The sequence below is a fragment of the Kitasatospora sp. NPDC008050 genome (assembly GCF_042957465.1).
Taxonomy (GTDB): Bacteria; Actinomycetota; Actinomycetes; order Streptomycetales; family Streptomycetaceae; genus Kitasatospora.
The window spans coordinates 1-25,774 of sequence record NZ_JBIBIJ010000017.1 but is presented as its reverse complement, the minus strand read 5'-3'; the positions used below and the strand labels follow the sequence as shown (position 1 = coordinate 25,774).

The window sequence follows — 25,774 nt, the reverse complement described above, 5'->3', positions numbered from 1 at the left end:
GGCACCACCGCATGCAACCCACGACGAGCGCGGCCGACACCGCGCCGAAGACCTACGCCTGGGAGATCCGGGCCACCGGCCTGAAAGTTCGGGCCGGACGCAAGAAGATGGCCGTCGACGGACTCGATCTCGCCCTGGGCACCGGCACCCACGGCCTCCTGGGACCCAACGGAGCAGGCAAGACCACCCTGATCCGGTCCCTGGCCACCGTGCTGCGCCCCGCCGAGGGCGAACTGGAGCTGTGCGGCAGGCCGGTGAACGGAATGGGCGACCTGCGCGCCCTGCGCCGCCGGATCGGCTACCTGCCCCAGGAGTTCGGCTACTACAAGCGCTTCACGGTACGCGAGTTCGTCGAGTACATGGCCTGGCTCAAGGAGGTCCCCAAAGCGGACATCCCCGCGGCCGTCCAACGCGCCGTGGAACGGGTGGGCCTGGCCGACCGCGCCGACCACCGGATGAAGACCCTGTCCGGAGGCATGGTGCGCCGCGCCGGCATCGCCCAGGCCATCGTCAACGACCCCACCCTGCTGCTGCTCGACGAACCGACCGCCGGCCTGGACCCCGCGCAGCGACTGCGCTTTCGCGAGCTGCTGCAGGAGTTGGGCCGCGAGGCCTGCGTGGTCGTCTCCACCCACCTGGTCGAGGACGTGGCGGCCGCCTGCTCGGATGTGGTGCTCTTCGCCGAGGGCCGCCTCGTCTTCCAGGGCACACCACAGGACCTGGCCGCGGCCGGCAGCCCCGACCTGCCGGGCGACAGCCCCCTGGAGCGCGGCTACTCGGCACTGCTCCAGGGCTCCGAGCAGCAGGGAGGCACCTGGTGAACGGGCGTCTCCTGCGCATCGAGCTGAAGCGCTCCATCGCCCCGTGGCCCGGCCTGGTCGTCCTCGGCGCCAGCCTGGCGATCTTCTTCCTGGTCAACGGGATCTGGTGGCAGGGCACCGCGGGGTGGACGGCCCAGTGGACCACCATGGCCATGTGGACCCGGTACTGGCTGCCCTACTGGTGGCCGCTGGCAGTGGGTCTGGGGGCGGTGTACGGGCTGCGCGACTCCCGCTCGCGGATGACCGAACTGCTGACGACCGCACCACTGCCCGCCTGGCGCCGTGCGGCGCTGCCGGCCGGCGCGACGGCGATCACGCTCGCATCGGGCTTCGGCCTGCTCGTGGTGGTGGGCGGAGTCCAGGTGGCCCTCGGCCCCACCACCTACCTGTCCCTCGGCTGGCTGCCGATCTCGCTGGTGGCGGCACTGGCCCTGGTCGCAGGAGCCGTGTTCGGCATGGGCGTCGCACGGACCCTGCCCTCCGTGCTCACCCCGCCGGCCCTGGTGGTGCTCTTCCTGGCGGCGGTCATGTTCCTGCGGCAGACCATGGACGGGCAACTGCCCTCGGGCATCGCACCGAACCGGCTCGCCCTGCTGTCACCGGGGCTCGTGCAGCCGCGCGAGATGCTGCTGACCCTGTCCGGCTCGGTGGACCTGGGCCAGACGCTCTGGCTGCTCGGCCTGCTCGCCACCGGCTTCGCACTGCTGGCGGCCGCCACCCGCCGGGCCCGGCTGCTCGCGGTGGCCCCCGTCCTGGCCGGCGTGGCCCTGGCCCTGCTGATCCTGCCCGCCGAACCGCGCGACAGCTACGTCGTCGACAAGGCCGCCGCCACCCTGGTCTGCGACGGCCCGGTATGCGTGACCCAGGCGAACCGCTCGCACCTGTCCGAACTCGCGCCGCGCGGCAAGGACGCGCTGCGCGTGCTGCACGACGCCCTGGGCGACCAGGCACCGACCTCGGTACGGGAGGAGACCGCGCTGCGCGGACTCAGTGACGAACGCCAACTCTCCGGCGACGCGGTGCTGATCAACTTCGAGGACCCGCTGATCTCCCGTGCGACGGGCGAGGACCTCACCCGCGCACTGGTCGCCCAGGGCCTGGCCCCGAACTGCCATCCGCGCACGGTGTGGGAGGGCGACGGGGTGCTCGACATCCCCGTCCAGAGCATCGCCGCGAGCTGGGCCCTCGGCGATCACCAGCTCGTACCGCTGCAGAAGCCGGACACCGACCAGTACTCGCAGCGTACGTGGGCGAACGCCGACGCCGCCTGGCAGAAGCTGACGGCCCTGCCGGCGGCCGAGCAGCGCTCGCGGATCGCCCAGGCGCATGCCGCCGCGCTCTCCTGCCAGAACGAGCTCCCGGCGCTGACGGGGGAGGCATCCTCATGAGGTGGCTGATGCTGTACGCGCGTTCACGGCAGGTGCCCGTCTCGGCCGCCGCGGTCACGCTCGTCGCGCTGGCGGTGTGGGCCCTCGACCAGGGGCACGGCGACGGCTCGACGAACCTGGGGATCGCGGTCCTGGTTCTCACCGCGAACGTGATGGCAGCTTCCGCCGGGCTCGGGGGTCAGGACGAAGAGCTGGAGCGGACAGCCGCGATCCGCTGGGTACCCCGCCGCGCGGCGCACGTGCTGCTGATCGCCACGGCCGCCGGGGCGGGGCTGCTGGCAGTCCACGCGGCGGGGCCGGAGCTCGCCCCGGCCGCGCTCGTGGTCCGCGACAGCGCGGGCCTGGCCGGCCTGGCCGCACTCGGGGCGGTGCTGTGCGGGGCACCGTTCGCCTGGGCCCTGCCGACCGTCTGGCTCACGTACACCCTCCTCAGCCCGGCACCGCCCGGCATGGTGGGAGAGGTGGCCAAGTGGATGATCGTCCTCCCCGGTACAGCGGCGTCCACCGCGACCGCGTGGGTGCTGCTGGTGAGCGGAACCGTGCTGTACGCCGCGGCAGGACCGAGGCGGTAGCGGACACGCCCCGTGCCCCGACCGAGAGGGGGAGCACGGGGCGTGTCGCTGTCAGCTGGTCAGACGGCCGGCCTGGTGGCGAGCAGTGCCGTGATCTCGTCGGCGAGGTGCGGGCCGAGCTCGCCCCAGCCCTCCTTGTAGCCGTAGACCCCGGCCAGGGTGCGGGCCTCGTAGTCGCCGTTCATGACCTCGATGTCGTTGGCCGTGATGAGTGCCGGGTGGGCGACGCCCAGGGCCGAGGAGACCTTGATCAGCTCCTTGCGCAGGGTGCGCAGGTAGACGGCGGCCCGGGTGGCCTTCGAGGTCGGGTCGAGACCCCGGGCCAGCCACGGGTTCTGGGTGGCAATGCCGGTGGGGCACTTGTCGGTGTGGCACTTCTGCGACTGGATGCAGCCGATGGACAGCATCGCCTCACGGGCCACGTTGATCATGTCGGCGCCCAGGGCGAAGGCGACCGCGGCGTTCTCGGGCAGGCCGAGCTTGCCGGAGGCGATGAAGGTCAGCTCGTCGGTCAACCCCAGCTCGGCGAAGGTGCCGTAGACCCGGGAGAAGCCCATCCGGAACGGTAGCGACACCGAGTCGGCGAACATCCGCGGCGCCGCCCCGGTGCCGCCCTCGCCGCCGTCGATGGTCACGAAGTCGACACCACGGTCGCCACGCGCCATCAGCGTGGCCAGCTCCTGCCAGAAGCCCATCTCGCCGACCGCGCTCTTGATCCCGACCGGCAGACCGGTCTCGGCGGCGAGCAGCTCGACGAAGTCGAGCATCGAGTCGACGTCGCTGAACGCGGTGTGCCGCGACGGGGAGGCACAGTCCTGGCCGACCGGGATGCCGCGGATCGCGGCGATCTCCTCGGTCACCTTCGCGCCCGGCAGCATCCCGCCCAGCCCCGGCTTGGCGCCCTGGGAGAGCTTGATCTCTATCGCCTTGACCGGGGCGCCGGCGACCACGTCCTTGAGCTTGTCGAGGTTGAAGGTGCCGTCCTCGTTGCGGCAGCCGAAGTACGACGTACCGATCTGAAGGACGAGGTCGCCGCCGTTGCGGTGGTACGGCGACAGGCCGCCCTCACCCGTGTTGTGCATCGTGCCCGCCAGCGCCGCCCCCTTGTTGAGCGCCGTGATGGCCGCGCCGGAGAGCGAACCGAAGCTCATCGCCGAGATGTTCACCACGCTCGCCGGTCGGAACGCCTTGGCGCGCCCGCGCGGTCCGCCCAGCACCTTGGCCGAGGGCAGCGGGGACTGCGGGTCGTGTGCGTCGGGCAGGGCGCCGGCGGCGAAGGTGCGCTGCTTCAGGTAGGCGTGCCCCTGCACGTGCTCGACGTCGACCTCGGTGCCGAACCCGAAGTAGTTGTTCTCCTCCTTCGCCGACGCATAGATCCAGCTGCGCTGGTCACGACTGAACGGGCGCTCCTCCTCGTTGGAGGTCACGATGTACTGCCGCAGCTCCGGCCCGATCGTCTCCAACAGGTACCGGGCGTGCCCGACCACCGGGAAGTTCCGCAGCAGTGCGTGCCTCTTCTGGATGAGGTCGCGGGCAGCCAGAAGCGCCACCGCTGTTGCGGCGGCCGCGCCGATCTTCCGGGCGTGCATGAACGTTCCTCCTGGATGCACGACTCCACCACTGTGCGGTGGAGTCGTTGTGTCGTGTCGGGCGTTGGACGGCGGGCACACGACCAGGCAGGCATCAGCGTCCGTCGAAGAATGCGAGACGATAGTAGGAGGCCTCGCGGACCGGCACGTGGTCAGGGGGGTCCTGTGGTGGGCGCCGGTCCGCCCCGCGTCACTGCGCGTTGATCGCCCGCAGCATGTTCAGGCGGGCCGCCCGCCGGGCCGGCCAGAGCGCCGCCAGCACCCCGATCGCCAGGCCGAGCAGCAGGAACAGGCCGAGCCGAGCCCACGGCAGCACGATCTCGTACTGCGGAAGCGTGGATGTGCTGAGGCTGCCGCACGTCCAGGCCAGGAAGATCCCGGTGCCGATGCCCAGGACCGCGCCGAAGAGCGAGATCACCACCGACTCCAGGCGCACCATCTGCTTGACGCCCTTGTGGTCGAGGCCGATCGCGCGCAGCAGCCCGATCTCCCGGGTCCGCTCGACGACCGACATGGCCAGGGTGTTGATGACACCGAACACCGCGATGACGACGGTCATGCCGAGCAGGCCGTACATCATGTTGAGCATGACGTCGCTCCCGCCGGACTGCTCCTTCGTCAACTGGTCCTGGTTCTGCACCCGCAGGAGCGGACTGTTGCCGAGGGCCTTGCGGATGTCCTGGTCGAGGCCGCTGGTGCTCCGCTCGGATGCGGCCCTGACCAGAATGCTGTCGAGCTTTCCCGCGACGAACGCCTCCGGCAGGACGTCGTCCATGGTGCCGATGGCGCCGCCGAAGGCGCGGGTCTGCCGGTAGACACCCACAACGGTCAGTTCCCTCGTGCTGTTGCTGCCGGCGCCCACCCTGCCCTGGAAGGTGTCGCCCTTCGACAGGCCGGTGTCCTTGGCCAGCCGGTCGGAGAGCAGGACCTTGCCGGGGCCGAGGTCGGCGAGCGAGCCACTGCTGAACCGCAGGTCGCAGACCTTGGCGAGCAGCCGCGGGTCCGCGCCGGTGAGCGTGGCGCCCCGGCCCCGCGCCACCAGGGCCGCGGAGGCGACGGGCACCGACTCCGCGACGCCCGGGACTTCGGCGACCTTCGCGGCGAGCGCGGGGTCGATGGTGGCGGAGCCGCTGACGGACACCTTGTAGTCCGCGGTCAGGCCCGCCACTGCCGCCGCCCTGAGAGCGGCGTCCATGGAGCTGCCGGTCACGCTCAGACCCGTGATCAGGGTGAGCCCGATCATCAGGGCGGAGGCGGTGGCGGCGGTGCGGCGCGGGTTGCGCAGCGCGTTCTCCTTGGCGAGCTTGCCGCTGACGCCGAAGAGCCGGGTGGTGACCGCGCCCGCGAGCCGGATCAGCGGCCGGGAGAGCAGCGGTGCGCTCACGATCATGCCGATCAGCACGAGCACGGAGCCGAGTGCGGCGGCTTGGAGGTTGCTGTCGGCTCCGTTCCTCCGCATGGAGACGTACAGCATGATGAGGACACCGGCGCCGGTGAACAGCGCGCCGAGGCTGTTGCGGAGCACCAGGCTGCGCCTGGGCGGCGTCAGGTCGACGGTGGTCAGCGCCTCGACCGGCGCGGTCTTCGCGGCCTTGCGGGCCGGCAGCCAGGCGGCGAGCACGGTGACGCCGACGCCGACCAGGAGGGACCGGACGAGCGCGTCCGTGGCGATGACCAGGGGGCCGTCCGGCAGGTCCGCACCGCCCGCGTTGAGGATCGGCCTCATGGCGGTCGCGATACCGATGCCGAGCGCGATCCCGGCCGCGGAGGCGCCGAGTCCGAGCAGCCCGGCCTCGGTGAGGACCGCGCGGACCACCTGGCGGCGCGAGGCCCCTACGGCGCGCAGCAGCGCGGTCTCACGGCTTCGCTGGGCGATCAGCATGGTGAAGGTGTTGGCGATGACGAAGACGCCGACGAACAGTGCGATCCCGGCGAAGGCCAGGAGCATCCGGGTGAGGCCCTTGGTGCTCTCGGCGATCAGCTGCGCCTGCTCGTCGGCGAGTTGGGCTCCGCTGGTGACCGTGATGCCCTCGGCGGGCAGCAGCGCGCGGACCTTGCTGGTGAGCTCCTGGTTGTCGGTGCCGGGTGCGGAGCCGACGGCCAGCTCGTCGAACCGGCCCGGCTGCAGGAAGAGTTGCTGTGCGGTGCCGGTGTCGAAGAGTGCGAGGCTGCCGCCCGCGGTCACGCGCGGGTCGTCGGTGGTGACGATGCCGACCAGCCTCTTGCTGAGGGTGGGGCCCTGGACGGCGAAGCGGACCAGGTCACCGATGGTGTAGCCGGCCTTCTCCGCGGTACGCCGGTCCAGCGCCATCTCGTCACCCGCGGTGGGGGCGCGTCCGGCGATGAGCGGGAAACGGCTGTCCCGGTCCGTGTTCGGTGTGTCCGGTGCGTAGTTGATCGCCAGGTTCTGCCAGCTGCTGTCGGCGTTCAGCGGTCGGCCGTCCTTGGCCGCCAGGGTGGCGGCGCCGTCGACGATGGCGTGCACGGACGTGACGCCGGGCACGGCACGGACCTTGTCGACGAGATCACCGGTGAGCGCCGTGGTCCGGGCGTCGTTGGCCGCGTCGTCGGTGTTCTGCCGGGATTCGGCCTGTACGGAGACGGCGACGTCCTTGAAGCTCTTGGCCGAGGCGCCGCGAAGGGCCTGGGCGACGGTGTCGCCGAAGACGAGCGTGCCGCAGACGAAGGCGACGCCGAGCGCGATCGCGAGGGCGGTCATGACCAGTCGGGCTTTGTGCGCGAAGACGTTGCGCAGGGCTGTACGCAGCATGGCGGTGGTCCTGGTTCTGGGGTGCGTGGCGAAGGTCCGTGCGAGGAGCGGGCGGTCGGGTCAGCTCGTGCGGGCCTTGGCGTCGAACTGCCGCATCCGGTCCAGCACGCCCTCGGCGGTCGGTGCGAGCAGCTCGTCGGTGAGTCGGCCGTCGGCGAGGAAGACCACGCGGTCGGCGTAGGCGGCGGCCGCCGGGTCGTGGGTGACCATCACGACGGTCTGGCCCCACTCCCGTACGGATTCCCGCAGGAAGCCCAGGATCTCGGAGCCGGAGCGGGAGTCCAGGTTGCCGGTCGGCTCGTCCGCGAAGATGATCTCCGGCCGGGACGCGAGGGCGCGTGCCACGGCGACCCGCTGCTGCTGGCCGCCGGACAGCTGGGCGGGGCGGTGGCCCAGTCGTCCGGACAGGCCCACGGTCGCCACAACCGTGTCCAGCCACCGCTGGTCCGGCTTGCGGCCCGCGATGGCCATCGGCAGCGTGATGTTCTCCAGCGCCGTCAGCGTGGGGAGCAGGTTGAACGCCTGGAAGACGAAGCCGACGCTGTCCCGGCGCAGCCGGGTGAGCTGTCGGTCGTTCAGGCTGGACAGCTCGGTGTCGCCGATCTGTGCGGAGCCGGTGGAGACCGAGTCGAGACCCGCCATGCAGTGCATCAGCGTCGACTTGCCGGAGCCGGACGGGCCCATGATCGCGGTGAACCGGCCACGCCCGAACTCCAACGAGACCGAGTCCAGGGCGAGGACCCGGGTGTCGCCCTGGCCGTAGACCTTGCACAGTCCGGTGGCCCGGGCGGCGACGGAACCCGTGGCGGAGTGGGCGGGCACGGGGACGGCTGCCTGGATCGACATGTCAGCTCCGAAAGTGACGAGGAGGAGGTTCGGTGACTTCCTCTCATCCTCGATCCGCCGTGCTGTCGAACCGTCAGCCTCAGGGCGTGACTGAGGCGTCTGCCGAAGGTCGGGGCCCAGGGCGCGCGTACTCCGCGGGGTGGACGGCCGGCTCTGTCCTTCGGCAGAGCCGGTGCGCGGGGCCGCCGCTCAGGACAGCAGGCCCGTGCGGTAGGCGAGGACCGCCGCCTGGACCCGGCTGTCCGTGCCCGTCTTCACCAGGACGGCGCTGACGTGGGTCTTCACCGTGCCCACGCCGATGCCCAGTTGACGGCCGATCTCCGCGTTGGCCAGGCCCTGGCCGAGCAGGGCGAGGACGTCGCGTTCGCGGCCGGTGAGCGCTGCCAGTCGCTGTCCGGGGTCGCACCCGGGGGCCGGTGCCGACGCCCCCTCGGGTGCCGGTTTGCCGGCATCTCCGTCGAGCATGTGCCCGATGACGGTGCGGGTGACCTTGGGCGACAGGACGGCGTCGCCCGCGGCGGCGGCCCGTACCGCGCTGATCAGCTCCTGCGGGCCCTCGTCCTTGAGGAGGAAGCCGGTGGCGCCGGACCGCAGCGCACGCGTCACGTTCCGCTCGTCCCCGAAGGTGGTGAGCATGACGACCTGCGGCCGGGGGTGCAGGGCCAGCAGCCGCTCGATCGTGGCGAGCCCGTCGAGCACGGGCATCCGGATGTCGATCAGGGCGACGTCGGGACGGGTCTCGCCTGCGACCCGCACGGCCTCCTCCCCGTTCGCCGCCTCGCCGACCACCTCGATGCCGTCGGCATGACGCAGGATCAGCCGCACGCCGTGGCGGATCAGCTCCTCGTCGTCGGCGAGCAGGACCCGGATCGGGCGGTGGTCGGAAGCGGGAAGGTCGGTCACGGGGTCCCCCACGGTGGTGTGCGCGACACCATGGGCACGGTGAAGCGGTCGATCGTGGCCAACGTATCGCCACGGAAGCAGTACCGGGTGATGCCGAGGTGGCCGGGGAGCTCCTCGGCGCCCTCCGGCGGCGCGGAGTTGTCGAACGAGGCCGTCGAGTACATGCAGCTCGTCGCGGACGGCGGGTGGGCCGGCTCCCATCCCGTCGCCGCCGCACGCGCCAGTGAGCTGTCGTACACGATCTGCTCCACCGCCGTGCGGGACATCCCGATCCGGGGCGGTCCGTGACCGGCGGAGTCGCGACCGGTGGAGTCGGGTTGCGGGAACGTCTGGCTGACCAGAAAGAGGCCGCACATCATCAGCACCCCCACGCCGATGAGGCCGAGGAGCCCGCTGAGAGCATTCACGACACGGCGTTGGACCCCGGCGGGCGGGTGGTCGACGCGCGGCCCGGACGGCGATTCGGGCGGTGTTTCAGGCAGCGGAGCGCCGGTGGCGGCCAGGCTCGCCCCCGGAGCCGGCTGCGCCGGGATCCGTGCCGTCACCGCGAAGCCACCGGCGGGCGTCGGGCCCACCTCCAGGGTGCCGCCGAGCAGCGCCACCCGTTCCCGCAGCCCGATGTGGCCGCGCCCCGAACCCAGACCGGTCTCCGCCGGCGGGGCCACGGGCGGGGGCCCGTTGCGTACGAGCACCGCCACCCGGTCGTCGGTGTGGGTGACCGCCACGGTGACCCGGGCCCCGGGGGCGTACCGGTGCACGTTGGTCAGCGACTCGCGCACCACCCGGTGCACCGCACGCCGCACCTGGGCCGCGCGGTCGTGCAGGTCGGGCCCCTCCCAGGTGAGCTCGACGGGTATGCCACCGGAGCGCGACTCCTCGGCCAGCGCCTCGACATCGGACCGGGTGCCCGTCGTGTCGGTCAGCGCGTCGGTCCCGGTGTCCCGCCCCAACGGGCCCAGGACACCGAGCACTTCGCGCAGCTCCCGCATCGCCTCCGCGACGGCCCGGCGCACCAGGGCCGCCTCGTCGCGCAGTTCGGGCGACTCCTTCTGCAGCGCCATCTCCAGACCGCCGGTGTGCAGCGAGATCACGCTGAGCCGGTGGCCGATCAGGTCGTGCATCTCGGCGGCGATCCGGGACCGTTCGTGGATCCGCGACTCGCTCTCCGCCAGCCGACGGGCCGCCTCCGCGGCGGCGGCCCGTTCCCGCAGCGCCCGCAGCAGCCGGTCCTCCTGCCCGCCCGTGCTGCCGAGAAGTCCCGGCACCAGCAGCGTGGTGGCGGCGAGGGCGGCGCCGACCGCGAGCCCGAACGAGTGGCTGCTGAACCCGATGCCCGGGGCGAAGGCCGCGCAGGTCAGCGTCGCCAGCACGGCCGAGGCGAGCAGCACGGCGCTCCGGCGCCGAGGGGCCGTCAGGTGCTTGACCGTGGTGTACGCGGTCATGGCGGCCGGCAGTCCGGCGGCGGGCAGCAGGCCCAGCACGACGGAGATGCCCAGCAGGCTCATCGTGGGGAATCGGCGGCGCACGGCGATCAGCGGAAGGGCGAGGAGGCCGAGGTGGAGCCTGGTCGCGTCGGAGGGGCCCGGGCCCCGCAGGATCTGCTGGGTGAGGACCATCAGCACCGCGCTGCCGGTCACTTCCGCGAGCGCGCGCCACACTCCCCGGCTCGGTCTGCCGGGGGCCGTGAACGGATGTCGGGAGGTGGGGGTGGGGGCCATCGGCCCATTGTCGGGGGCGGTGGTGCGTGTCCTCATGCGACCTGGGGATGAGGTACCGCTCTGCCGAAAGCCGGAGGCGTGGATCAGGCGTGCCCGGGGGCGCGCACCGACGACGAGGTAATCCGCTTGACCCGGCGGCACGTCAACGGCTGCACTGTGGCGGGCACCACGAGTCGGGGTGCCGGTGGCCAGGGGAGGAAGCGGCAGCGATGGAGATCCGTTCGACGACCGACGAGGACCTCGATGTCTTCGTCGACACACTCCATGCCGCGTTCGGGCGCTTCCCGGAAACCCCGGGCGAGGGCGCCGGGGTCTGGTGGTCGGCGTTGGAGATGGACCGCAACCTGCTCGCCCTGACGCCGGACGGGCGGCCCGTCGGGACCGCCGGCGCGTACTCGTTCGAGCTCACCCTGCCCGGTGAGGTGCTCGTCCCCGCCCCCGGGGTGACCGCCGTCGGCGTCATTCCCACGCACCGGCGCCAAGGCGTGCTCAGCGCGATGATGCGGCATCAGCTCACCGAGCTGCGGGCCCGGGGCGAGATCCTCTCCGTCCTGCTGGCCTCCGAGGCCCTGATCTACCGCAGGTTCGGCTACGGACCGGCGACCTGCACGCGGCGGCTGACGGTGCCGCGCCACAAGGCGGCCTTCGCCCTCCCCCGGGCGCGCCCGACGAGCGGTGCGGCGGCCGACGCCCCGGCGACCGGCTCGGTCGAGCTGCTGCGACGCGCCGAGTGCGGCGAGATACTGGAGGAGGTCTACGACCGGTACCGCCGCGCCCAGCCCGGCGCGCTGTCCCGGCCGCACCGCTGGTGGGCCTCGGGCGCGGGGCAGCCCCCGATCTCCGCGGCGCCGCGCTACGTCGCCGTCCACCGCGACGCCGACGGCGTCCCGGACGGGTACGCCAGCTACTCGCTCGACGAGGCCGGCACCTTGACGGTCGACGAGACCATCGCCACCAGCGACGATGCCACCACCGCCCTGGCCCGGTTCGTGCTCGGCCACGACCTGGTCACCCAGGTCGTGTTCAAGCACGTCCCGCCCGACCACCCGCTGCGCTGGCAGCTGGCGGACTTCAGCGCCGCCCAGCTGGGCGGCGACACCGACTGGCTCTGGGTGCGGCTGCTGGACATCCCCCGTGCGCTGACCGCGCGCGGCTGGTTCCTGGACGGCGAGCTCGTGCTCGACGTCGACGACCCGTTCCTCGGCGAGCACGGCCGCTACCTGCTGACCGTCCGGGACGGCAAGGCCGACTGCGTCCCGACGGACCGGGAGCCGGACCTGTCCCTGGACGTGAGCGACCTGGGCTCGGTCTACCTCGGCGGCACCGCCCCGAGCACGCTCGTGCGTGCCGGACACATCCGGGCCCACCGCCCCGGCGCGGCCGCCCTGGCCGACGCCCTCTTCCGCGCCGAGCGCGCCCCGCACTGCCTGCACTGGTTCTGACCCCGCGCACGCGGACCGACGACCGCGAGGCAGACCAGCGTGCCGATGGGGAAAGGCTGCCGCTTCGGCAGGTTGTTCAGGACCGCTTGACCGCGCGCAGGATCACGAACTTCGGGTTGCCCGCCACCGTCTGGCAATTGCCGAAGAGCCGGCGGAGCTTGACGTGGTAGCCGAGGTGCCGGTTGCCCACCACCCACAGCTCGCCGCCGGGGCGCAGGGCACGGCGGGCGCCGGTGAACATCCGCCAGGCGGTGGCGTCGGTGGTGGCCTGGTGCGAGTGGAAGGGCGGGTTGTTGAGCACCAGGTCGACCGAGTCGGCCGGGACGGCGGCCAGGGCGTCACCGGCCCGGAAGTGGGCGGGCGCGCCGGGCGCGGTGTTCGCCCGGAAAGTCGCCTCCGCCGAGGCGACGGCGGCGAACGACTCGTCGATGAAGGTGACTTCGGCCTCGGGATTGGCCAGCGCCGCCGCCGTCCCCACGATGCCGTTGCCGCAGCCGAGGTCGACGACCTGTTCGTGGCCGCGGCGGGCCGGCAGGTGCTGGAGGAGGAAGCGGGTGCCGATGTCCAGGCGCTCGGCGCAGAAGATGCCGCCGTGGTTGACCACCGTGCGCCCCGAGGCCGGTCCGAGGTCGCCGGGCAGCGCGTAGCTCAGCGGCCAGGGGTTCGCCGGGCGGACCAGGGCCGGGTCCGGGTCCGGGGTGCAGAAGATCAGCCGCGCCTTCTTCACCGCGAGGGAGGTGCGGGTGGGGCCGATGATCCGCTCGAAGAGCTGGAGGGTGGAGGTGTGGATCTCGGTCACCATGCCGGTGCCGAGCACCACCGTCCCCGGGTGCACGGCCGGGGCCAGCCGGTGCAGCTGGTCCTCCAGCAGGGCCAGGCTCTTCGGGACCCGGACCAGCAGCACGTCGATGCGCTCCGGGGGCGCCTCGGTGCCGGTCAGCAGGCGGACCGCGTCGGGGGCCAGGCCGGCCCTGGCCAGGTTGGCGCGGGTGGCCTGCTGCGCGAGGTAGGAGTCGCCGATCTGGACCAGCTCGGCGTCCGGCCGGCTCGCGGCCAGCACGGTGCCGAGCGCGCCCCAGCGGTCGCCGAGGACCACCACGGTGCCGCGCAGCTCGACCGGCGCGGCGGGGGTGGCCCCGGCTGGAGTGGCCTCGGCCGGGGTGGCTTCGGCGCCCTGGGCCGGCTGCGGCTGGTCGCCGTGCAGGTGGCGCAGCAGGTACTCGTCGGCGGCGTCCCAGGCGCGCAGCTGCTCGCGCGGGTCCTCGGGGAATCGGGTGAGCTGGAAGTCGCCCCATGACGTGGTGAAACGGTTCATTGTGCGCCCAGGCTAACCGTTCGGCGCGCGGCCCGGCACGCGGCACCGGTGGGAAGGCGTGCGGGGCGGGCGTGCGGAGCGGGCGGCCCGGGGCGGTGGCGTGCCTGCGCGGGATCGTCCGGGACGGCTGCGAGGATCGGAGCGCCGTCGGCCCCGCAGGTGCCGCCGACGGCACGTCACCAGCACTACGGGAAGGACCAGATGATTCCCACCGGCCACAGCAAGGGCTTCGTCAGGACCCGCCTCGACCGGTTGCGCACCGTGCTGGCCCGGCACGTCGGGCCGGACGGAGTGCCCGGTCTGGTCGCGCTGGTCGCCCGCGGTGACGAGACGCACGTCGAGGCGCTCGGCGAACGGACGATCGGCGGCGCGCCGGTCACCCGGGACACCGTCTTCCGGATCTCCTCGATGACCAAGGCGGTCACCGCGGTCGCCGCGCTGATGCTCGTCGAGGAGTGCCGGCTGCGGCTGGACGAGCCGGTCGACGAGCTGCTCCCGGAGCTGGCCAACCGCCGGGTGCTGCGCCGGGTCGACGGCCCGCTCGACGACACCGTCCCGGCCCATCGCCCGATCACCGTGCGCGACCTGCTCACCTTCACCATGGGCACCGGCCTGCTGATGGCACCGCCGGACAGCCACCCGATCCTGCAGGCGATGGCGGTCCTCGACCTCGGCCAGGGGCCGCCGCAGCCCGCCGACGTGCCCGCGCCGAACGAGTGGCTGCCCCGGCTGGGCACGCTGCCGCTGATGCACCAGCCCGGTGAGCGCTGGCTCTACAACACCGGTGCGGACGTGCTCGGCGTGCTGGTCGCGCGCGCGAGCGGGCAGCCGTTCGAGCGGTTCCTCGGCGAGCGCCTGTTCGGGCCGCTGGGCATGGGGAGCACCGGCTTCTCGGTCGCCCCGGACCGGTTGGACCGGTTCACCACCTGCTACTGGACCGACCCCGCCACCGGGGCGCGCGCCGTCTACGACGAGGCGGCGGGCGGCCAGTGGGCCACTCCCCCGGCCTTCCCGTCCGGCGGCAGCGGTCTGGTCTCCACGGTGGACGACTTCCTCGCGTTCAGCCGGATGCTGCTGGACGGCGGCCGGTGCACCGGGGAGCGGATCCTCTCGCGCGCCTCGGTCGAGCTGCTGAGCAGCGACCAGCTGACGCCGGAGCAGAAGGCGGCCTCCGAGCTCGTCCCCGGCTTCTTCGACACCCGCGGCTGGGGCTACGGCGTCTCGGTGGTCACCCGGCAGACCGAACTGGGGCACCCGCTCTACCAGTACGGCTGGGACGGCGGCCTCGGGTCCTCCTGGGCGATCGACCCGGTGGACCAGGTGATCGGCATCATCCTGACCACGCGGGCGTTCACCTCGCCGGTGGCGCCGCCGGTGGTGCAGGACTTCTGGACCTCGGCGTATCAGGCGCTGGGGGACTGAGCGGACCGAGCGGACCGACCGGACCGAGTGGACCGACCGGTGCGGGCGCGCCGAGCCCGGCGCGCCCGCCGAGGCCGTCAGCGGTGGAAGACCTGGAGTTCGCGCACCGAGTCGTTGAAGTTCCCGCCCAGCTGGGGCGCCGGCAGGTCCATGGTCTTCTCCACGCTCAGGGTGGACCACAGGTGGACGGCGTCGCAGTCGTGGTACCCCTTCATCGAGGAGACGTTGAGCGCCACGCCGATGTCGTTGACCAGGTGGTAGCCGGTCGCGTCGCAGCCGCCGGCGTCGCCGTAGAAGGAGTAGAGGATGCCGCCGCCGTAGTCGATGTCCTTGTACTCCTCCAGCAGCAGGGTCCGGTCGGCCGGCTGGCCGGGCTCGGCGCCGATCCGGCTGAGCGCGTCGGCGGTGGAGCGGTCGGAACAGGCCTGCCCGAGGGTCCGGGTCGGGCTGACCACGGTGGCGCAGTGCCGGACGGCGGGACCGGTGGCGGCGGCCGGGACGGGCGCGGCCAGCCCCGCGGCGAGCAGGACCGGCAGGACGGTGGCGAAGAGCCGCAGGGCGCGCAGGAGGGAGGACGGTCGTGGCATCGGGCTGACTCCTTGCGAAGGGGTGCGGGCGAGCCACATTCGACCGTACGGCGGCGAAGGGTCACAGCCCGCCACGCCTCAGCAGGCATTAGTCGTACCGGAGTTGGCCAGCGGGGAACGGCTCGGCGGTCGCGCCTCACCCGGTGTCGGACGGCAGCAGCAGGTTGACGTCACCGAACTCGTGCCAGAGGTAGCCGGTGGCCAGCGCCTCGCGGTAGCAGTGGACGAGCAGGGGGCGGCCGGCGATGGCTTCGAGCATCAGCAGGTGCGAGGCGCGCGGTTCGTGCCAGCCGGTGAGCAGGCCGTCCACCGCGCGCACACCGCGTTCCGGGGTGATCACCAGGTCGGTCCAGCCGTCGGCGGGGTGGGTGCGGCCGTCGGGTGTGGTGGCGGACTCCAGGGCGCGGACGGCGGTGGTGCCGACCGCGATCACCCGGCCGCCGGTGGCCCGCACGTGGGCGACCAGCGCGGCGGTGGCCGCGGGCACCCGGTAGCGCTCCGGGTAGGGCGCCTCGTGCAGCTCGGGCGAGGCCACCCCGGTGTGCAGGGTGATCGGGGTGATCAGCACGCCGCGCGCGACCAGGGCGCTGACCAGCTCGGCGGTGAACGGGCGGGCGGCGCTGGGCATCTCGCTGCTGCCGGGTTCGGCGGCGAAGACCGTCTGGTAGGCGCCGAGCGGCCAGTCCCGGTCGACGTAGCCGTACCGGATCGCCTTGCCGTGGGCCGCCAGGTAGTCGGGCAGGGGCGCCGGGAGGGTCAGCCGGGCGTACCAGAGCCGCGCGGTGTAGGCGGCGGTCAGCACGGCCCGGCCGCCGCCGGGCAGGGTGAGCCGCAGGCCGGGGCGGGCGGGGTTCTCGGCGGGCGGCAGGTACTGCGCCGCTCCGGTGCCGTCGCGGGCGGGCCGGCGCAGCTCGATCAGGTGGTCGCCGCGCGGGTCGGGGTGGGCGGAGGAGAGGTGCAGCGCGAGCCGGCCGCCGTCCGGGAGCAGGGCGGGCAGGGCGGCGGGCAGGGTGGCCGAGTTGTTGACCACCAGCAGGTCGCCGGGGCGGAGCACCTCGGGGAGGTCGGTGAAGCGGTGGTGCTCGGCGGTCGGTGCGGTGTCCGCGCGGCCGCCGCGGCCGCCACGACCGCCGCGGCCGACCAGCAGGCGCACGGCGTCGCGGCGCAGGCCGCGGGCCTCGGCGGGGGCGGAGGCGGAGAGTTCGGGTGGGACGGTGAAGTCGAAGGGGTCCCGGGCGGTGAGGGCGGTGGGGGCGGTGGGGGCGGTGCGGGCGGTGCGGGCGGTGGGCATCGCGTCAGACCCCCGCCGGCACGGCCGCGAGGTCCGCTGCGAGGTCCGCTGCGAGGTCGGCCGCACGGCAGCGGCCGGAGGCCGGGCGGTCGCGCCAGAGGGTACGGAAGGCGGGCACCACGCTGCTCGGCGGCGGCAGTTCGGACAAGTCCGCGTCGGGGCAGGCCTGCTGGTGCAGCCGGGTGCGCAGGTCGCCGGGGTCGACGGCCCAGACCCGCAGCTCGGGCTCCTCCTCGGCGAGCACCGCCGAGGCGTGGTCGAGCGCGGCCTTGGCGGCCCCGTAGCCGCCCCAGCCCGGGTAGGCCGCGACCGCCGCGTCCGAGCTGAGGTTGAGCACCGCGCCGCTGCGCCCGCGCAGTTGGGGCAGCAGCAGCTGGGTGAGGGCGATCGGCGCCAGGGCGTTGACCTCGAAGGTCTCCAGCAGGTCGGGCAGCGGGATCGCGGCGAGCGGCGGCAGCGGCGGGGCGGACTCGTCGGCGGCACCGTTGAGGGTGGAGGCGTTGTTGATCAGCAGGCTCGCCCCGCCGAGCCGGTCGGCGGCCGCGGCCAGCTCGGCGCGGTGGTCGTCGTCCACCACGGTGCCGGGCAGCGCGACCACGGTGGTGCGGGCGGCGAGTTCGGCCTCGGCGGCGGCCAGGTCGGCGGCGGTGCGGGCGGTGATCACCAGGTGCCAGCCGTCGGCGGCCAGGGCGCGGGCCAGTTCCAGGCCGAGCCCGCGGGAGGCGCCGGTGATGACGGCGACCGGCGGGCGGGACGGGGTGCTCTGCGGGGTGGAGGTGGCGGTGTGCGGGAGAGCGGTGTGCGCGGTGGTGTCCATGTCTGTACTGTCCCGCCGCCGGGTCGGGCCCGGATCAGGCCCAGGGCTCGGGCGGGGGTGGTCCGATGGTCCTAGGGTCGTGGGCCGTCCTAGGACCACCGGACTGATGCGTCTTCGCCGACGGCCGCTGGGACGCAGTCGAACCAGCCTTCTCCCGGGGCGAGTTCGCGATGATCCGGCCGGTGATCAAGCCAAGGGCAGTTGGCACCCGTCGAGTTCGGGCACCCCGACTCGTTGCCCGCGCGAAACCCGCCGGTGCCGCTCCGATAACATGATAGAAATCGCGGCGGCCAGCCCCATCACCGTCATCGCCCATCCTTCGCCGGGAAACCATGCCATCCAGCATGAAGCATGACCTATTTAAATAAAACCTACCAAATCGGCCAAAATTGATATCTATAGTATCGCGGGTGTTTTCGCGAATAAACTGGAGAATGACGTTCGCCGCGTGGCGTCAGCCGCGGGCGATGCTGTGGACCGCGGCGGGCGTGGTGGCCCTCGGATTCCTCATCACGCTGGAGATCGTCGCGCGTCACTACGGCGTACCGGGGCCGATCACCAATCAGGCGAGAGAGGTCGTCCTCACCCCCAAGTCGGGGCCACTGCTGTACACCGGCATGGCACTGATGATGGTGGTGCTCACCTGGCGGGAACGGTTCATCGCGGCCGGCATCGCGATCGGCATCGACATCGTCCTCTGCCTGGTGCGGTGGGCGATCGACGCCAGGATGAACTTCGGCAACGGCGCGCTGTTGGTGGTCCTGGGCTACGGGGTCATCGCCCTCACGCGCCGCACCGGCCCGGAACGCGTCCTGCTGCTGAAGGGTGTCGGCCTGGGTCTGCTGCTGGTGGCCGGCCGCAAGACCGGTGACATCTGGCTGCTCATCACGGCGAAGACCCGCCCGATGGTGCTCGACCAGTACGTGGCGACCGCCGATCACGCGCTGGGCAGCCCGTCGTGGCTGGTGGGCCGGCTCGTCCATGCCACCGGCCCGATCGGCACCCACGTGCTCGAGTTCGTCTACATTCAGCTTCCGGTGGCCGCGGGCATGGTCGCGCTGTACCAGCTGCGCAACGTGGCGATCGAGCGCCGCTTCCCGGGCCATCACCTGGTGCGCACCTTCCTGGTGATCGGCCTCCTCGGGCCGGGCATCTACATGCTCTTCCCGGTGGTCGGACCGATCTTCGCCTACGGCTCCGAGGGCGGGCACTGGGCGCTGGCGAACCTGTGGCCGCACACGCCGGTGCCGATCCACACCCCGCACACAATGCCGTTCGACGAGCTCACCCCGCGCAACTGCATGCCCAGCCTGCACATAGCCTGGGCCACCACGATCTTCGTACACTCCCGCAAGGGCCCGAGGATTCTGCGCTACGCGGGCGCCTTCTGGCTGTTCGCCACGTTCTGCGCGACGCTGGGATTCGGCTACCACTACGGCACGGACATCATCGCCGGCGTGGTGTTCGCCCTCACGATCGAGGCGGCGCTGCGCGCGCTCGATCGCGGCTGGGACCGGTCGGGAATCCAGCTGGTCGCGCACGGCACGACCGTCTTCGTCGCGTTCCTGCTGGCCTACCGCTATCTGCCGATGGAGCTGGCCGCACACCGGTGGGCGTTCGGACCGCTGCTCATCCTGGCGACGGCCTCGGTGATCTACAGCTACATCCGGACCACCAGGTCGTGGGAGCCGAAGGCCGTTCCCGTGCGGCTGCCGGAACCGCAGCTCGAACTGGTCTGAGTCATGCCGCGTCGGGTCGTGGGCCGAGCGCTTCCCGCTCACCACGGCCCGGCTCGGGCTCGAACCGGCCCAGCCCGGGCTTGACCCGGCCTGGCCCGGGCTTGAGCCGGCCCGGCTCGGCCGCGGACGAGGGCCACAGCGACGCGCCCCCTCGGGAGAACCGCCCTACCGTGGGAAGGACGGCATGCGTCGACGCCGTGCGCGCTGCGCGCCGGCAAGGTGGTGACACTCATGTGCCGATGGCTGGCCTACACCGGGACACCCATCCTCCTCGAAGAACTCCTCTACAAGCCCGAGCACTCGCTGATCGACCAGAGCCAGCACTCGCGCCTGCGGGGCGACGCCGGCACGACCAACGGCGACGGCTTCGGAACCGGCTGGTACACCGACCCGAGCGACGAGCCGCTCGACCCCGACGAGACTCCGGCGCTGTTCCGCGGCATCGAACCGGCCTGGGGCGACCGGAATCTGCGGGACCTGTCCGCCCACGTCCGCTCCGGCCTGTTCTTCGCCCACATCCGCGCGAGCAGCCCGGGCGCCGCGGTCCAGGAGACCAACTGCCACCCGTTCCGCAACGGCCGGTGGCTGTGGATGCACAACGGCGGGATCAACCGGTTCCCGGAGCTGCGCCGGGACCTCGTGCTCGCGATCGACCCCGCGCTCTTCCCCCTGGTCGAAGGCACCACCGACACCGAGACCATGTTCTACCTCGCCCTCACCTTCGGCCTGACGAAGGACGTGCCCGGCGCGGTGGAGCGGATGGTCGGGCTGGTCGAGGCCACCGCCGGACACCACGGCGTGCCCGACCCCGTGCAGATGACGGTGGCCGTCTCCGACGGGGTCCGGATCTGGGCCTTCCGCTACGCGAGCGAGCCTCCCGCGCCTTCGCTCTTCTACAGCACGAGCATCGAAGCGCTCCAGTCCCTGCACCCCGAGAACGCGAACCTGCGCCTGGTCTCCGACCGGACGCGCGTGGTGGTCTCCGAGCCGCTCACCGACCTGCCCGACGAGTGGCGGCCGGTGGACGAGAGCAGTTACAGCATCATCGAGAACGGCCGGGACGAGACCTTTCGCTTCGCGCCGCAGCGTGCGTGACGCTGTCCACTTTCGATCATTCCGAGTCCGGGCCGCACCTCGTCCGGAGGGCGGTTACAGGGGCATGGTGGAGGCAAGGCCGAAAGGCCTTTACCCCACTTGTTCATGACGTTTCGTCACGTAAGGACGTTTCACCGTGCTCCCTGTTGTCACCGACCCCGCAAAGCTGCCGATGCTGTTCCAGGACGCCCTGAATGCCGGCGATATCGAGGGTGTGCTGGCCCTGTTCGCTCCGGGTGCGGGCATGCGCACGGTGACCGGCGAACAGATCACCGGCACCGAGGCGCTCCGGGCGGAGATCGGCGGAACCGTCGCCGCCCGCGGCAAGCTGACGAACGTCCCGCGGCAGGCGCTCGTCGGCGCGCAGACCGCGCTCCTGGTCACCGACTGGACCATGGAGATCGACGGCCCCGGCGGCGACCGGATCTCCCCGACCGGCACCACCGCCAACATCGCCCACCGGGACGCCGACGGCGGTTGGCGCTTCACCCTCCTCAACCCGCTCGGGATCGCCTGAGTCCGTGTCGGAGCGTTCCGACGGCTCGTTATGTCCGCTTTTCGCTGGTTATGGAGTGTCCACGAACGAGCCGGCGCGAGGGCCGGTGACGGACAGTCCGCCGGATTCCGTCAAGGAACCAAGGCGGGGTAAAGAACAGATCAAAGCTCGCCTATCATCGGAGGACGATTTTCAGATCAGCTAGGAAGCAGGTTGAACAGATGAAGTTGGCCCGTGTGTCGGCGGTCATCGCCGCCGTCGCGATAGCGCCGGCCGTCCTCCTCCCGTCGTACGCGAACGCATCCGACACCGGCCAGGCCCCCGGCACCTCGGTGCCCGACGCAGACCCGGGGCAGAGCACCCAGGCCAATTCCGTGCAGGAAAAGGCCACGCAGGACAAGGCCGCGGAGGAGGACCGGATCGCGGTCCTGAAGATGCTCGCTGACCCGAGCACGGGCGTGAGCGTCCGGGAGGCCGCGCAGAAGGCGCTGGACGGGACGCCGCAGGATGTGCGGCGCTTCCTGGAAGTCGGCCAGTTCGACGCCCACATCATCGACGACCGGGTGCGCGCGACCCAGATCATGGCTGCCGGCGGCCCCATCGTGAAGGAGGCGGCCGCGGCCGCGCTCGACGGCACGGCCGAGGACGTCAAGCAGTTCCTGGAGGTGGGCCAGTTCGTGGCCCGCGAGGACGACGACCGGGTGCGCGTCGCGCAGATCATCGACGTCGGCGGCCCCCGCGTGCAGAAGGCGGGCCGGGAGGCGATGAACGGCGGCCCCGAGGCGGTCAAGCACTTCCTGGAGGTCGGCCAGTTCGAAGCCCGCCTCAATGACGACCGCGTGCGCGTGACCCAGATCTTCAGCGCCGGTGGCCCCGCGGTGAAGGCGGCGGCCGAGGCGGCGGTCAACGGCAGCGCCGAGGACATCAAGCACTTCCTGGAGGTGGGTCAGTTCGAGGCCCGCGCAAAGGACAAGGCCGCCGAGGACGCGGCCAAGAACACGCCGTCCCCGAACCCGAACCCGAGCACCGGTGGCGGTGCCGACGCCAACGCGGGCGGCGGCCAGGCCGTTCGGCCGACCCCCGCCGACCCGAGCAAGCCGGCCGGCATCGATGCCGGCGTCAAGCCGGTGGCGGTGACGACCCTGCAGGCCAACCAGACCGGGCCGTCCACGGGCGCCACCGCGGCTCCCAGCACGGCCCCCGCCGCCGCGCCCACGGCTTCTGCCGCCCTGGCCGGCGCCGGTTACGACGCGTCGACCCCGGTCGCCGGTCACACCCGGCTCGCCTTCACCGGCGGCGGCACCGAGCTCCCGTGGCTGGTCGGCGGCGCCGTCGTCGCCCTGGGCGCCGGTACGGCCCTGACCCGCGCCGGCCGCCGCCGCTCCGCCGAGGGCTGAGCACGTCCGGTCGAGCAGCCTGCGCCGCCGCCGCGTTTCGTGCGGCGGCGCAGGCCCGCCGCCGCTCGCGCGGCGGGTGGGCGCCCAGCTGCGGAAAGAGCCTTGAACCTCCACCAGGTGGAGAGGGCAGAGTAGGGGCCATGAACGCGACGACCCTCTACTCGATCGGGGAACTGTCCCGGCGGACCGGCTTGTCCGTGCGGACCATCCGGTTCTACTCCGATTCGGGGGTGGCCGCGCCGACCACCCGAAGTCCCGCCGGACACCGGCTCTACGACCTCGACGCACTGCTTCGCCTGGAACTCCTGCGCACACTGCGTGAGCTGGGCATCGACCTGGCCACGATCCAGCGGGTCATGGACCGTGAGCTCTCCATCGCGGAGGTCGCCGCTGCGTACACCGACGCCATCGACGTCCAGATCCGGACGCTGCGACTGCGTCGGAGTGTTCTGCAGGTCGTCGCCGAACGCGGCTCCGATCCCGAGGAGACCACACTCATGCACAGACTCACGCAGTTGTCCGACGAGGAGCGCCGACGTCTGATCGACGACTTCGTGGACGGCACCTTCGGCACGGTGGACGCCGACCCGGCCGCGGTGGCCATGGTTCGTGCCGCCACTCCCCGTCTCCCCGACGACCCGTCCAGCGAGCAGGTCGCCGCCTGGGTGGAACTCGCCGCGCTGGTCGGCGACGACGGGTTCCGGGTCCGGATGCGCCGAGCGACCCTGCACCGGACCGCCGGGCACCCGCCCGCCATCGAGAGCGAGGCCGGCGAGGAACTGATGGCCTTCACCCGTCAGCAGGTGGCCGACGCCATGGAGTCCGGCATCGACCCGCTCACCGACCGGGCCGCCATCGTCGTCGACGACCTTGTGCGGCGCTTCGGCAAGGTTCTCGCCCGCACGCCTGACAAGGAGTTCCGGGACTGGCTGGCCGCGCGGTTCGAAGAGGCGCACGATCCCGCGGTGGACCGGTACTGGCGGCTGGTCTGGATCGTCAACGGCTGGCAGGTGGTACCGGGCCTGATCCCGGCGTACTCCTGGCTCATCCAGGCCCTGCGGGTCTGACGGACAGACCGGCGTTGGCGTCGATCACGGCAGATCGACCGATCCGCCCAACGGGATGCGGGCGTAGGCGGTCCGTCCCTTCTCCTCGAGCCATCCGTCGAAGTTCTCCTGGCCCACCTCGCTGAGGTTGGCGTCGTGGATGGGGAACGCCCGACCCGGACTCACCGCCCGGACGAACTCGATGGCTTCGCCGAGCTTGTGCCACGGACCCGACGCCGGGACCAGGAGCGTGTCGACCGCCTGGTCGGGGACGAAGAACGAATCCCCGGGATGGTAGACACCGTCCACGAGGAAGCCGAGGTTGGCGCAGTCCGGCAGGCCGTCGATAGTCTCGGCGTGCCGGCCGCCGACCGCGCGCACCGTGAACCCCGCCGCGGTGAACGTGTCCCCCGGTGCGACCGCCGTCGCGCCCTCGCCGAGCTCCGCGGCCAGCGAGGCGTAGGTGTGGACGGTCAGCGCGGGGTTGGCGGCCTGAGCCGCCCTCAGCTTGTCGACGTCGATGTGGTCGTCGTGCTCATGGGTGATGAGCACGGCGGTCGCACCGGAGAGTGACTCCGTCTCGGACATGGTGCCCGGGTCGATCACGAGGACACGATCGCCGGCTTCGAGGCGCACGCAGGCATGGCCGTACTTGGTCAGACGCATCCGCCCAACCTACCGACCGGCCCCGGGCGACGCGCAGCCAATATCGCGCGGCCCCGGGCCGACAAGGGCACCATCCGTGCAGGGCCGGAAAGGTCCGTTCCAAGGGGCTGGGGCTGATCGGCACCGGTGATCCGGGACGGGGCTGGGCTGGGCTGGGCTGGGCTGGGCTGGGCTGGGGATCGTTGATCAACACGTACCGGCATCACTAAGATCATCGACGCCCTTGCCTGATGTCACGTCAGGCCGTCTCCATCGCAAGGACCCCGCCATGCGCGCACGCAGGTTCATATCCGGCCTCTCCGTCCTCGGCCTCACGATGCTGGGCGGTGTCATCGCGGCCCCGAACGCCTCCGCCGACAGCTACGGCTGCGCGGGCAGCCTCGTGTGGTCCCACGAGGTGACCGACATGAGCGGCCACGCGGCGGGCTGGGTCTACGACTACTGGGACGGCGCCAACAACTGCTCGGTCTTCGTGAAGTCGGAGTACGCGGGGGTCAAGACACTCACCGAGATCTCCATCACCACGCAGGGCGGAGTCCACGGCGGGTTCGACGAAGGGAACTACACCACCTTCGCCGGCCCGGTGCGCATCAACGGAACCGGCACCTGCGTCGACGAGCTGGTCATCGAGTTCGACCAGAACAACCACCAGATCGTCAACTGGTGGTCCGGCTACCACTCCGGCCCGACCTGCTAGCCGAGCTTCCTTCGGTTGCGGACCTGGTCGGCCTTCTCCGGGATGGTGCACCCGATCCGGCGTCTGCGCAGGTAGGAGCGGTTTACCCGGGAACCGTGGGCTTTGTCGGCACTCTCAGGTCTTCACGCAGTCCTGGCAGTGGCCCAGCGGCGGATGTGCTCGTCAGGGTGAGCCCGTGCGACGGTGAGGGTGCTTTCGAGTATGTGGTGAAGCCGGGGCGGGTAGGCCTCGCGCGAGCGAGGCAACCCGAGCAGGACTCGGTGTTGCATCTTCGGGTCCGTGGACTCGGCAAAAACCTGCATGGACACCTCCAGCCAGGCGTTCGTGGTTTCCTGCGAAGCATCCAGGGCGGGGTCGCGGACTCCGTCCGGGGAGTAGGCCGGCGACCGCTGGGCGCGAAGCGGACCATGCGCCCAGTACCAGGCACGGACTGCGCCCGCCCGCTCGGCCTCGCTGCCCGACCTCAGATACTCGACAAGGGCCGCCTCACCCCAACGGCCAGGCTTCGCGCCTGCCCCATGGCTGTTGCCCCTGGCGCGTTGACGTCGACCCCCAGGAGCCGCGCCACCTCCGCGACGCACGCCAGGAACGCTCGCGCCTTCTCCATACCTTCTGGCTTCTCAGCCACGAAGGCATTCTGGACCGACGTGGTGGCACGGCGGGCCTGAACTCGGCTATCCCCCGCCCAGAGGCCCCTGTCCCCCGTGGAATGATCACTGCGTACCTGGTGTGATCACCGAGGTGGTCGTCCCTTTCCCGCACTTGGAGTGGCTCGCAAAGTCCGCCGGGTCGACTTTTACCGGCGGACTCCGAGGACGCGGTGGCCCAGGTGGGCGGCGAGGGCGTGGAGGAGGTCCTCGGCCTGGTGGCGGGTGAGGGCGAAGGCGAGGTGTTCGCCCGGGCCGAGGTGGAGATCAAGGCCGACGGCTGCGTCGGGGGTGGGCGCGACGTCGAGGTGGGTGACGATGGCGCGCTCGACGCGGGGCGGCCGGGTGGGGAGGCGGATCAGGTCTCCCATGCCGGGCTCCTCGTGTGGGCCTGGTTCACGCGGCGGTGTCCAGTGTGAGGTGGGCCGCCGGGCGAGGTACCAGCCCGTGGGCTTGGTCCTTTTCCCAGCGGCCTCCTCCCGAACCCGTCGTGCGACGTTAATCGCAACG

At 72.0% G+C, this 25,774-nt stretch carries 22 protein-coding genes; 11 read left to right on the top strand and 11 right to left on the bottom strand.

Annotated elements, in window-relative coordinates:
• The first annotated feature begins 11 nt into the window (after positions 1–11).
• Genes ACFZB9_RS27670 through ACFZB9_RS27660 form a run of 3 tightly spaced genes read left to right on the top strand, consistent with a single transcriptional unit; the run spans position 12 to position 2,781 of the window.
• Positions 12–821 carry an ABC transporter ATP-binding protein gene (locus ACFZB9_RS27670; protein WP_391451560.1) on the top strand — a complete coding sequence of 270 codons (810 nt, stop codon included), beginning with the start codon at positions 12–14 and terminating at the stop codon, positions 819–821.
• Complete coding sequence (locus tag ACFZB9_RS27665) at positions 818–2,209, top strand: hypothetical protein (RefSeq protein WP_391451558.1); 1,392 nt, start codon at positions 818–820, stop codon at positions 2,207–2,209. The genes ACFZB9_RS27670 and ACFZB9_RS27665 overlap by 4 nt, the downstream gene beginning before the upstream one ends.
• Positions 2,206–2,781, top strand: a complete 576-nt coding sequence (locus ACFZB9_RS27660) for a hypothetical protein (RefSeq protein WP_391451556.1) — start codon at positions 2,206–2,208, stop codon at positions 2,779–2,781. Before ACFZB9_RS27665 ends, ACFZB9_RS27660 begins: the two co-directional genes overlap by 4 nt.
• Positions 2,782–2,840: 59 nt before the next feature.
• Here the strand turns inward: ACFZB9_RS27660 and ACFZB9_RS27655 are convergent, their stop codons facing one another.
• From ACFZB9_RS27655 to ACFZB9_RS27635, 5 genes are all read right to left on the bottom strand, one after another.
• Positions 2,841–4,370 (bottom strand): FMN-binding glutamate synthase family protein, encoded by a 1,530-nt coding sequence (locus tag ACFZB9_RS27655; protein ID WP_391451554.1) that lies wholly within the window; start codon positions 4,368–4,370, stop codon positions 2,841–2,843.
• Positions 4,371–4,560: 190 nt separating this feature from the next.
• Positions 4,561–7,140: an ABC transporter permease gene (locus ACFZB9_RS27650; protein ID WP_391451552.1), complete on the bottom strand. Its 2,580-nt coding sequence runs from the start codon at positions 7,138–7,140 to the stop codon at positions 4,561–4,563.
• 60 nt (positions 7,141–7,200) lie between these two features.
• Positions 7,201–7,986 (bottom strand): ABC transporter ATP-binding protein, encoded by a 786-nt coding sequence (locus ACFZB9_RS27645; RefSeq protein ID WP_391451551.1) that lies wholly within the window; start codon positions 7,984–7,986, stop codon positions 7,201–7,203.
• A gap of 189 nt (positions 7,987–8,175) precedes the next feature.
• Entirely contained in the window at positions 8,176–8,889 is a 714-nt protein-coding gene (locus ACFZB9_RS27640; RefSeq protein WP_391451549.1) for a response regulator, read from the bottom strand.
• A complete protein-coding gene (locus tag ACFZB9_RS27635) occupies positions 8,886–10,607 on the bottom strand; it encodes a sensor histidine kinase (protein WP_391451547.1) in 1,722 nt (573 codons plus the stop codon). The genes ACFZB9_RS27640 and ACFZB9_RS27635 overlap by 4 nt, the downstream gene beginning before the upstream one ends.
• 209 nt (positions 10,608–10,816) lie before the next feature.
• Here ACFZB9_RS27635 and ACFZB9_RS27630 point away from each other — a divergent pair, with 209 nt between their 5' ends.
• Complete coding sequence (locus tag ACFZB9_RS27630) at positions 10,817–12,049, top strand: GNAT family N-acetyltransferase (RefSeq protein WP_391451545.1); 1,233 nt, start codon at positions 10,817–10,819, stop codon at positions 12,047–12,049.
• Positions 12,050–12,125: 76 nt separating this feature from the next.
• On the opposite strand, the gene ACFZB9_RS27625 is transcribed toward ACFZB9_RS27630, so the two are convergent.
• The gene (locus ACFZB9_RS27625; RefSeq protein WP_391451543.1) at positions 12,126–13,364 is read right to left on the bottom strand and encodes a methyltransferase; all 1,239 of its coding nucleotides are present in this window, start codon (positions 13,362–13,364) and stop codon (positions 12,126–12,128) included.
• 201 nt (positions 13,365–13,565) lie between these two features.
• Here ACFZB9_RS27625 and ACFZB9_RS27620 point away from each other — a divergent pair, with 201 nt between their 5' ends.
• Positions 13,566–14,786, top strand: coding sequence for a serine hydrolase domain-containing protein (locus tag ACFZB9_RS27620; RefSeq protein ID WP_391451541.1), 1,221 nt, complete (start codon positions 13,566–13,568; stop codon positions 14,784–14,786).
• Positions 14,787–14,863: 77 nt separating this feature from the next.
• Here the strand turns inward: ACFZB9_RS27620 and ACFZB9_RS27615 are convergent, their stop codons facing one another.
• From ACFZB9_RS27615 to ACFZB9_RS27605, 3 genes are all read right to left on the bottom strand, one after another.
• On the bottom strand, positions 14,864–15,373 hold the full coding sequence (locus tag ACFZB9_RS27615; RefSeq protein ID WP_391451539.1) for a hypothetical protein: 510 nt from the start codon (positions 15,371–15,373) through the stop codon (positions 14,864–14,866).
• A 136-nt stretch (positions 15,374–15,509) separates the two neighbouring features.
• On the bottom strand, positions 15,510–16,664 hold the full coding sequence (locus tag ACFZB9_RS27610; RefSeq protein WP_391451537.1) for an S-adenosylmethionine:tRNA ribosyltransferase-isomerase: 1,155 nt from the start codon (positions 16,662–16,664) through the stop codon (positions 15,510–15,512).
• 4 nt (positions 16,665–16,668) lie between these two features.
• On the bottom strand, positions 16,669–17,481 hold the full coding sequence (locus tag ACFZB9_RS27605; RefSeq protein ID WP_391451535.1) for an SDR family NAD(P)-dependent oxidoreductase: 813 nt from the start codon (positions 17,479–17,481) through the stop codon (positions 16,669–16,671).
• Between the two features lie 434 nt (positions 17,482–17,915).
• Between ACFZB9_RS27605 and ACFZB9_RS27600 the strand changes: the two genes are divergently transcribed.
• The 5 genes from ACFZB9_RS27600 to ACFZB9_RS27580 all read left to right on the top strand — a co-directional run bounded on the left by ACFZB9_RS27600 (position 17,916) and on the right by ACFZB9_RS27580 (position 23,275).
• A complete protein-coding gene (locus ACFZB9_RS27600) occupies positions 17,916–19,220 on the top strand; it encodes a phosphatase PAP2 family protein (RefSeq protein WP_391451534.1) in 1,305 nt (434 codons plus the stop codon).
• A 231-nt stretch (positions 19,221–19,451) separates the two neighbouring features.
• Entirely contained in the window at positions 19,452–20,315 is an 864-nt protein-coding gene (locus tag ACFZB9_RS27595) for a class II glutamine amidotransferase (RefSeq protein ID WP_391451532.1), read from the top strand.
• A gap of 136 nt (positions 20,316–20,451) precedes the next feature.
• A complete protein-coding gene (locus ACFZB9_RS27590; RefSeq protein ID WP_391451530.1) occupies positions 20,452–20,832 on the top strand; it encodes a YybH family protein in 381 nt (126 codons plus the stop codon).
• A gap of 200 nt (positions 20,833–21,032) precedes the next feature.
• Complete coding sequence (locus ACFZB9_RS27585) at positions 21,033–22,208, top strand: hypothetical protein (RefSeq protein ID WP_391451528.1); 1,176 nt, start codon at positions 21,033–21,035, stop codon at positions 22,206–22,208.
• 140 nt (positions 22,209–22,348) lie between these two features.
• The gene (locus tag ACFZB9_RS27580; RefSeq protein WP_391451526.1) at positions 22,349–23,275 is read left to right on the top strand and encodes a MerR family transcriptional regulator; all 927 of its coding nucleotides are present in this window, start codon (positions 22,349–22,351) and stop codon (positions 23,273–23,275) included.
• Between the two features lie 24 nt (positions 23,276–23,299).
• On the opposite strand, the gene ACFZB9_RS27575 is transcribed toward ACFZB9_RS27580, so the two are convergent.
• Positions 23,300–23,920 carry an MBL fold metallo-hydrolase gene (locus tag ACFZB9_RS27575; protein ID WP_391451524.1) on the bottom strand — a complete coding sequence of 207 codons (621 nt, stop codon included), beginning with the start codon at positions 23,918–23,920 and terminating at the stop codon, positions 23,300–23,302.
• A gap of 268 nt (positions 23,921–24,188) precedes the next feature.
• Between ACFZB9_RS27575 and ACFZB9_RS27570 the strand changes: the two genes are divergently transcribed.
• Positions 24,189–24,617 carry a hypothetical protein gene (locus ACFZB9_RS27570; RefSeq protein ID WP_391451522.1) on the top strand — a complete coding sequence of 143 codons (429 nt, stop codon included), beginning with the start codon at positions 24,189–24,191 and terminating at the stop codon, positions 24,615–24,617.
• Between the two features lie 796 nt (positions 24,618–25,413).
• Here ACFZB9_RS27570 and ACFZB9_RS27565 read toward each other — a convergent pair.
• Positions 25,414–25,635, bottom strand: coding sequence for a hypothetical protein (locus ACFZB9_RS27565; protein ID WP_391451520.1), 222 nt, complete (start codon positions 25,633–25,635; stop codon positions 25,414–25,416).
• Between the last annotated feature and the right edge of the window lie 139 nt (positions 25,636–25,774).

Bases quoted from the DNA above. Each gene is read 5' to 3' on its own strand.
- ACFZB9_RS27670 (WP_391451560.1), top strand. From the start codon at position 12: ATGCAACCCACGACGAGCGCGGCCGACACCGCGCCGAAGACCTACGCC.
- ACFZB9_RS27660 (WP_391451556.1), top strand. From the start codon at position 2,206: ATGAGGTGGCTGATGCTGTACGCGCGTTCACGGCAGGTGCCCGTCTCG.
- ACFZB9_RS27655 (WP_391451554.1), bottom strand. From the start codon at position 4,370: ATGCACGCCCGGAAGATCGGCGCGGCCGCCGCAACAGCGGTGGCGCTT.
- ACFZB9_RS27650 (WP_391451552.1), bottom strand. From the start codon at position 7,140: ATGCTGCGTACAGCCCTGCGCAACGTCTTCGCGCACAAAGCCCGACTG.
- ACFZB9_RS27645 (WP_391451551.1), bottom strand. From the start codon at position 7,986: ATGTCGATCCAGGCAGCCGTCCCCGTGCCCGCCCACTCCGCCACGGGT.
- ACFZB9_RS27635 (WP_391451547.1), bottom strand. From the start codon at position 10,607: ATGGCCCCCACCCCCACCTCCCGACATCCGTTCACGGCCCCCGGCAGA.
- ACFZB9_RS27630 (WP_391451545.1), top strand. From the start codon at position 10,817: ATGGAGATCCGTTCGACGACCGACGAGGACCTCGATGTCTTCGTCGAC.
- ACFZB9_RS27625 (WP_391451543.1), bottom strand. From the start codon at position 13,364: ATGAACCGTTTCACCACGTCATGGGGCGACTTCCAGCTCACCCGATTC.
- ACFZB9_RS27620 (WP_391451541.1), top strand. From the start codon at position 13,566: ATGATTCCCACCGGCCACAGCAAGGGCTTCGTCAGGACCCGCCTCGAC.
- ACFZB9_RS27615 (WP_391451539.1), bottom strand. From the start codon at position 15,373: ATGCCACGACCGTCCTCCCTCCTGCGCGCCCTGCGGCTCTTCGCCACC.
- ACFZB9_RS27610 (WP_391451537.1), bottom strand. From the start codon at position 16,664: ATGCCCACCGCCCGCACCGCCCGCACCGCCCCCACCGCCCCCACCGCC.
- ACFZB9_RS27605 (WP_391451535.1), bottom strand. From the start codon at position 17,481: ATGGACACCACCGCGCACACCGCTCTCCCGCACACCGCCACCTCCACC.
- ACFZB9_RS27600 (WP_391451534.1), top strand. From the start codon at position 17,916: ATGACGTTCGCCGCGTGGCGTCAGCCGCGGGCGATGCTGTGGACCGCG.
- ACFZB9_RS27595 (WP_391451532.1), top strand. From the start codon at position 19,452: ATGTGCCGATGGCTGGCCTACACCGGGACACCCATCCTCCTCGAAGAA.
- ACFZB9_RS27585 (WP_391451528.1), top strand. From the start codon at position 21,033: ATGAAGTTGGCCCGTGTGTCGGCGGTCATCGCCGCCGTCGCGATAGCG.
- ACFZB9_RS27580 (WP_391451526.1), top strand. From the start codon at position 22,349: ATGAACGCGACGACCCTCTACTCGATCGGGGAACTGTCCCGGCGGACC.
- ACFZB9_RS27575 (WP_391451524.1), bottom strand. From the start codon at position 23,920: ATGCGTCTGACCAAGTACGGCCATGCCTGCGTGCGCCTCGAAGCCGGC.
- ACFZB9_RS27570 (WP_391451522.1), top strand. From the start codon at position 24,189: ATGCGCGCACGCAGGTTCATATCCGGCCTCTCCGTCCTCGGCCTCACG.
- ACFZB9_RS27565 (WP_391451520.1), bottom strand. From the start codon at position 25,635: ATGGGAGACCTGATCCGCCTCCCCACCCGGCCGCCCCGCGTCGAGCGC.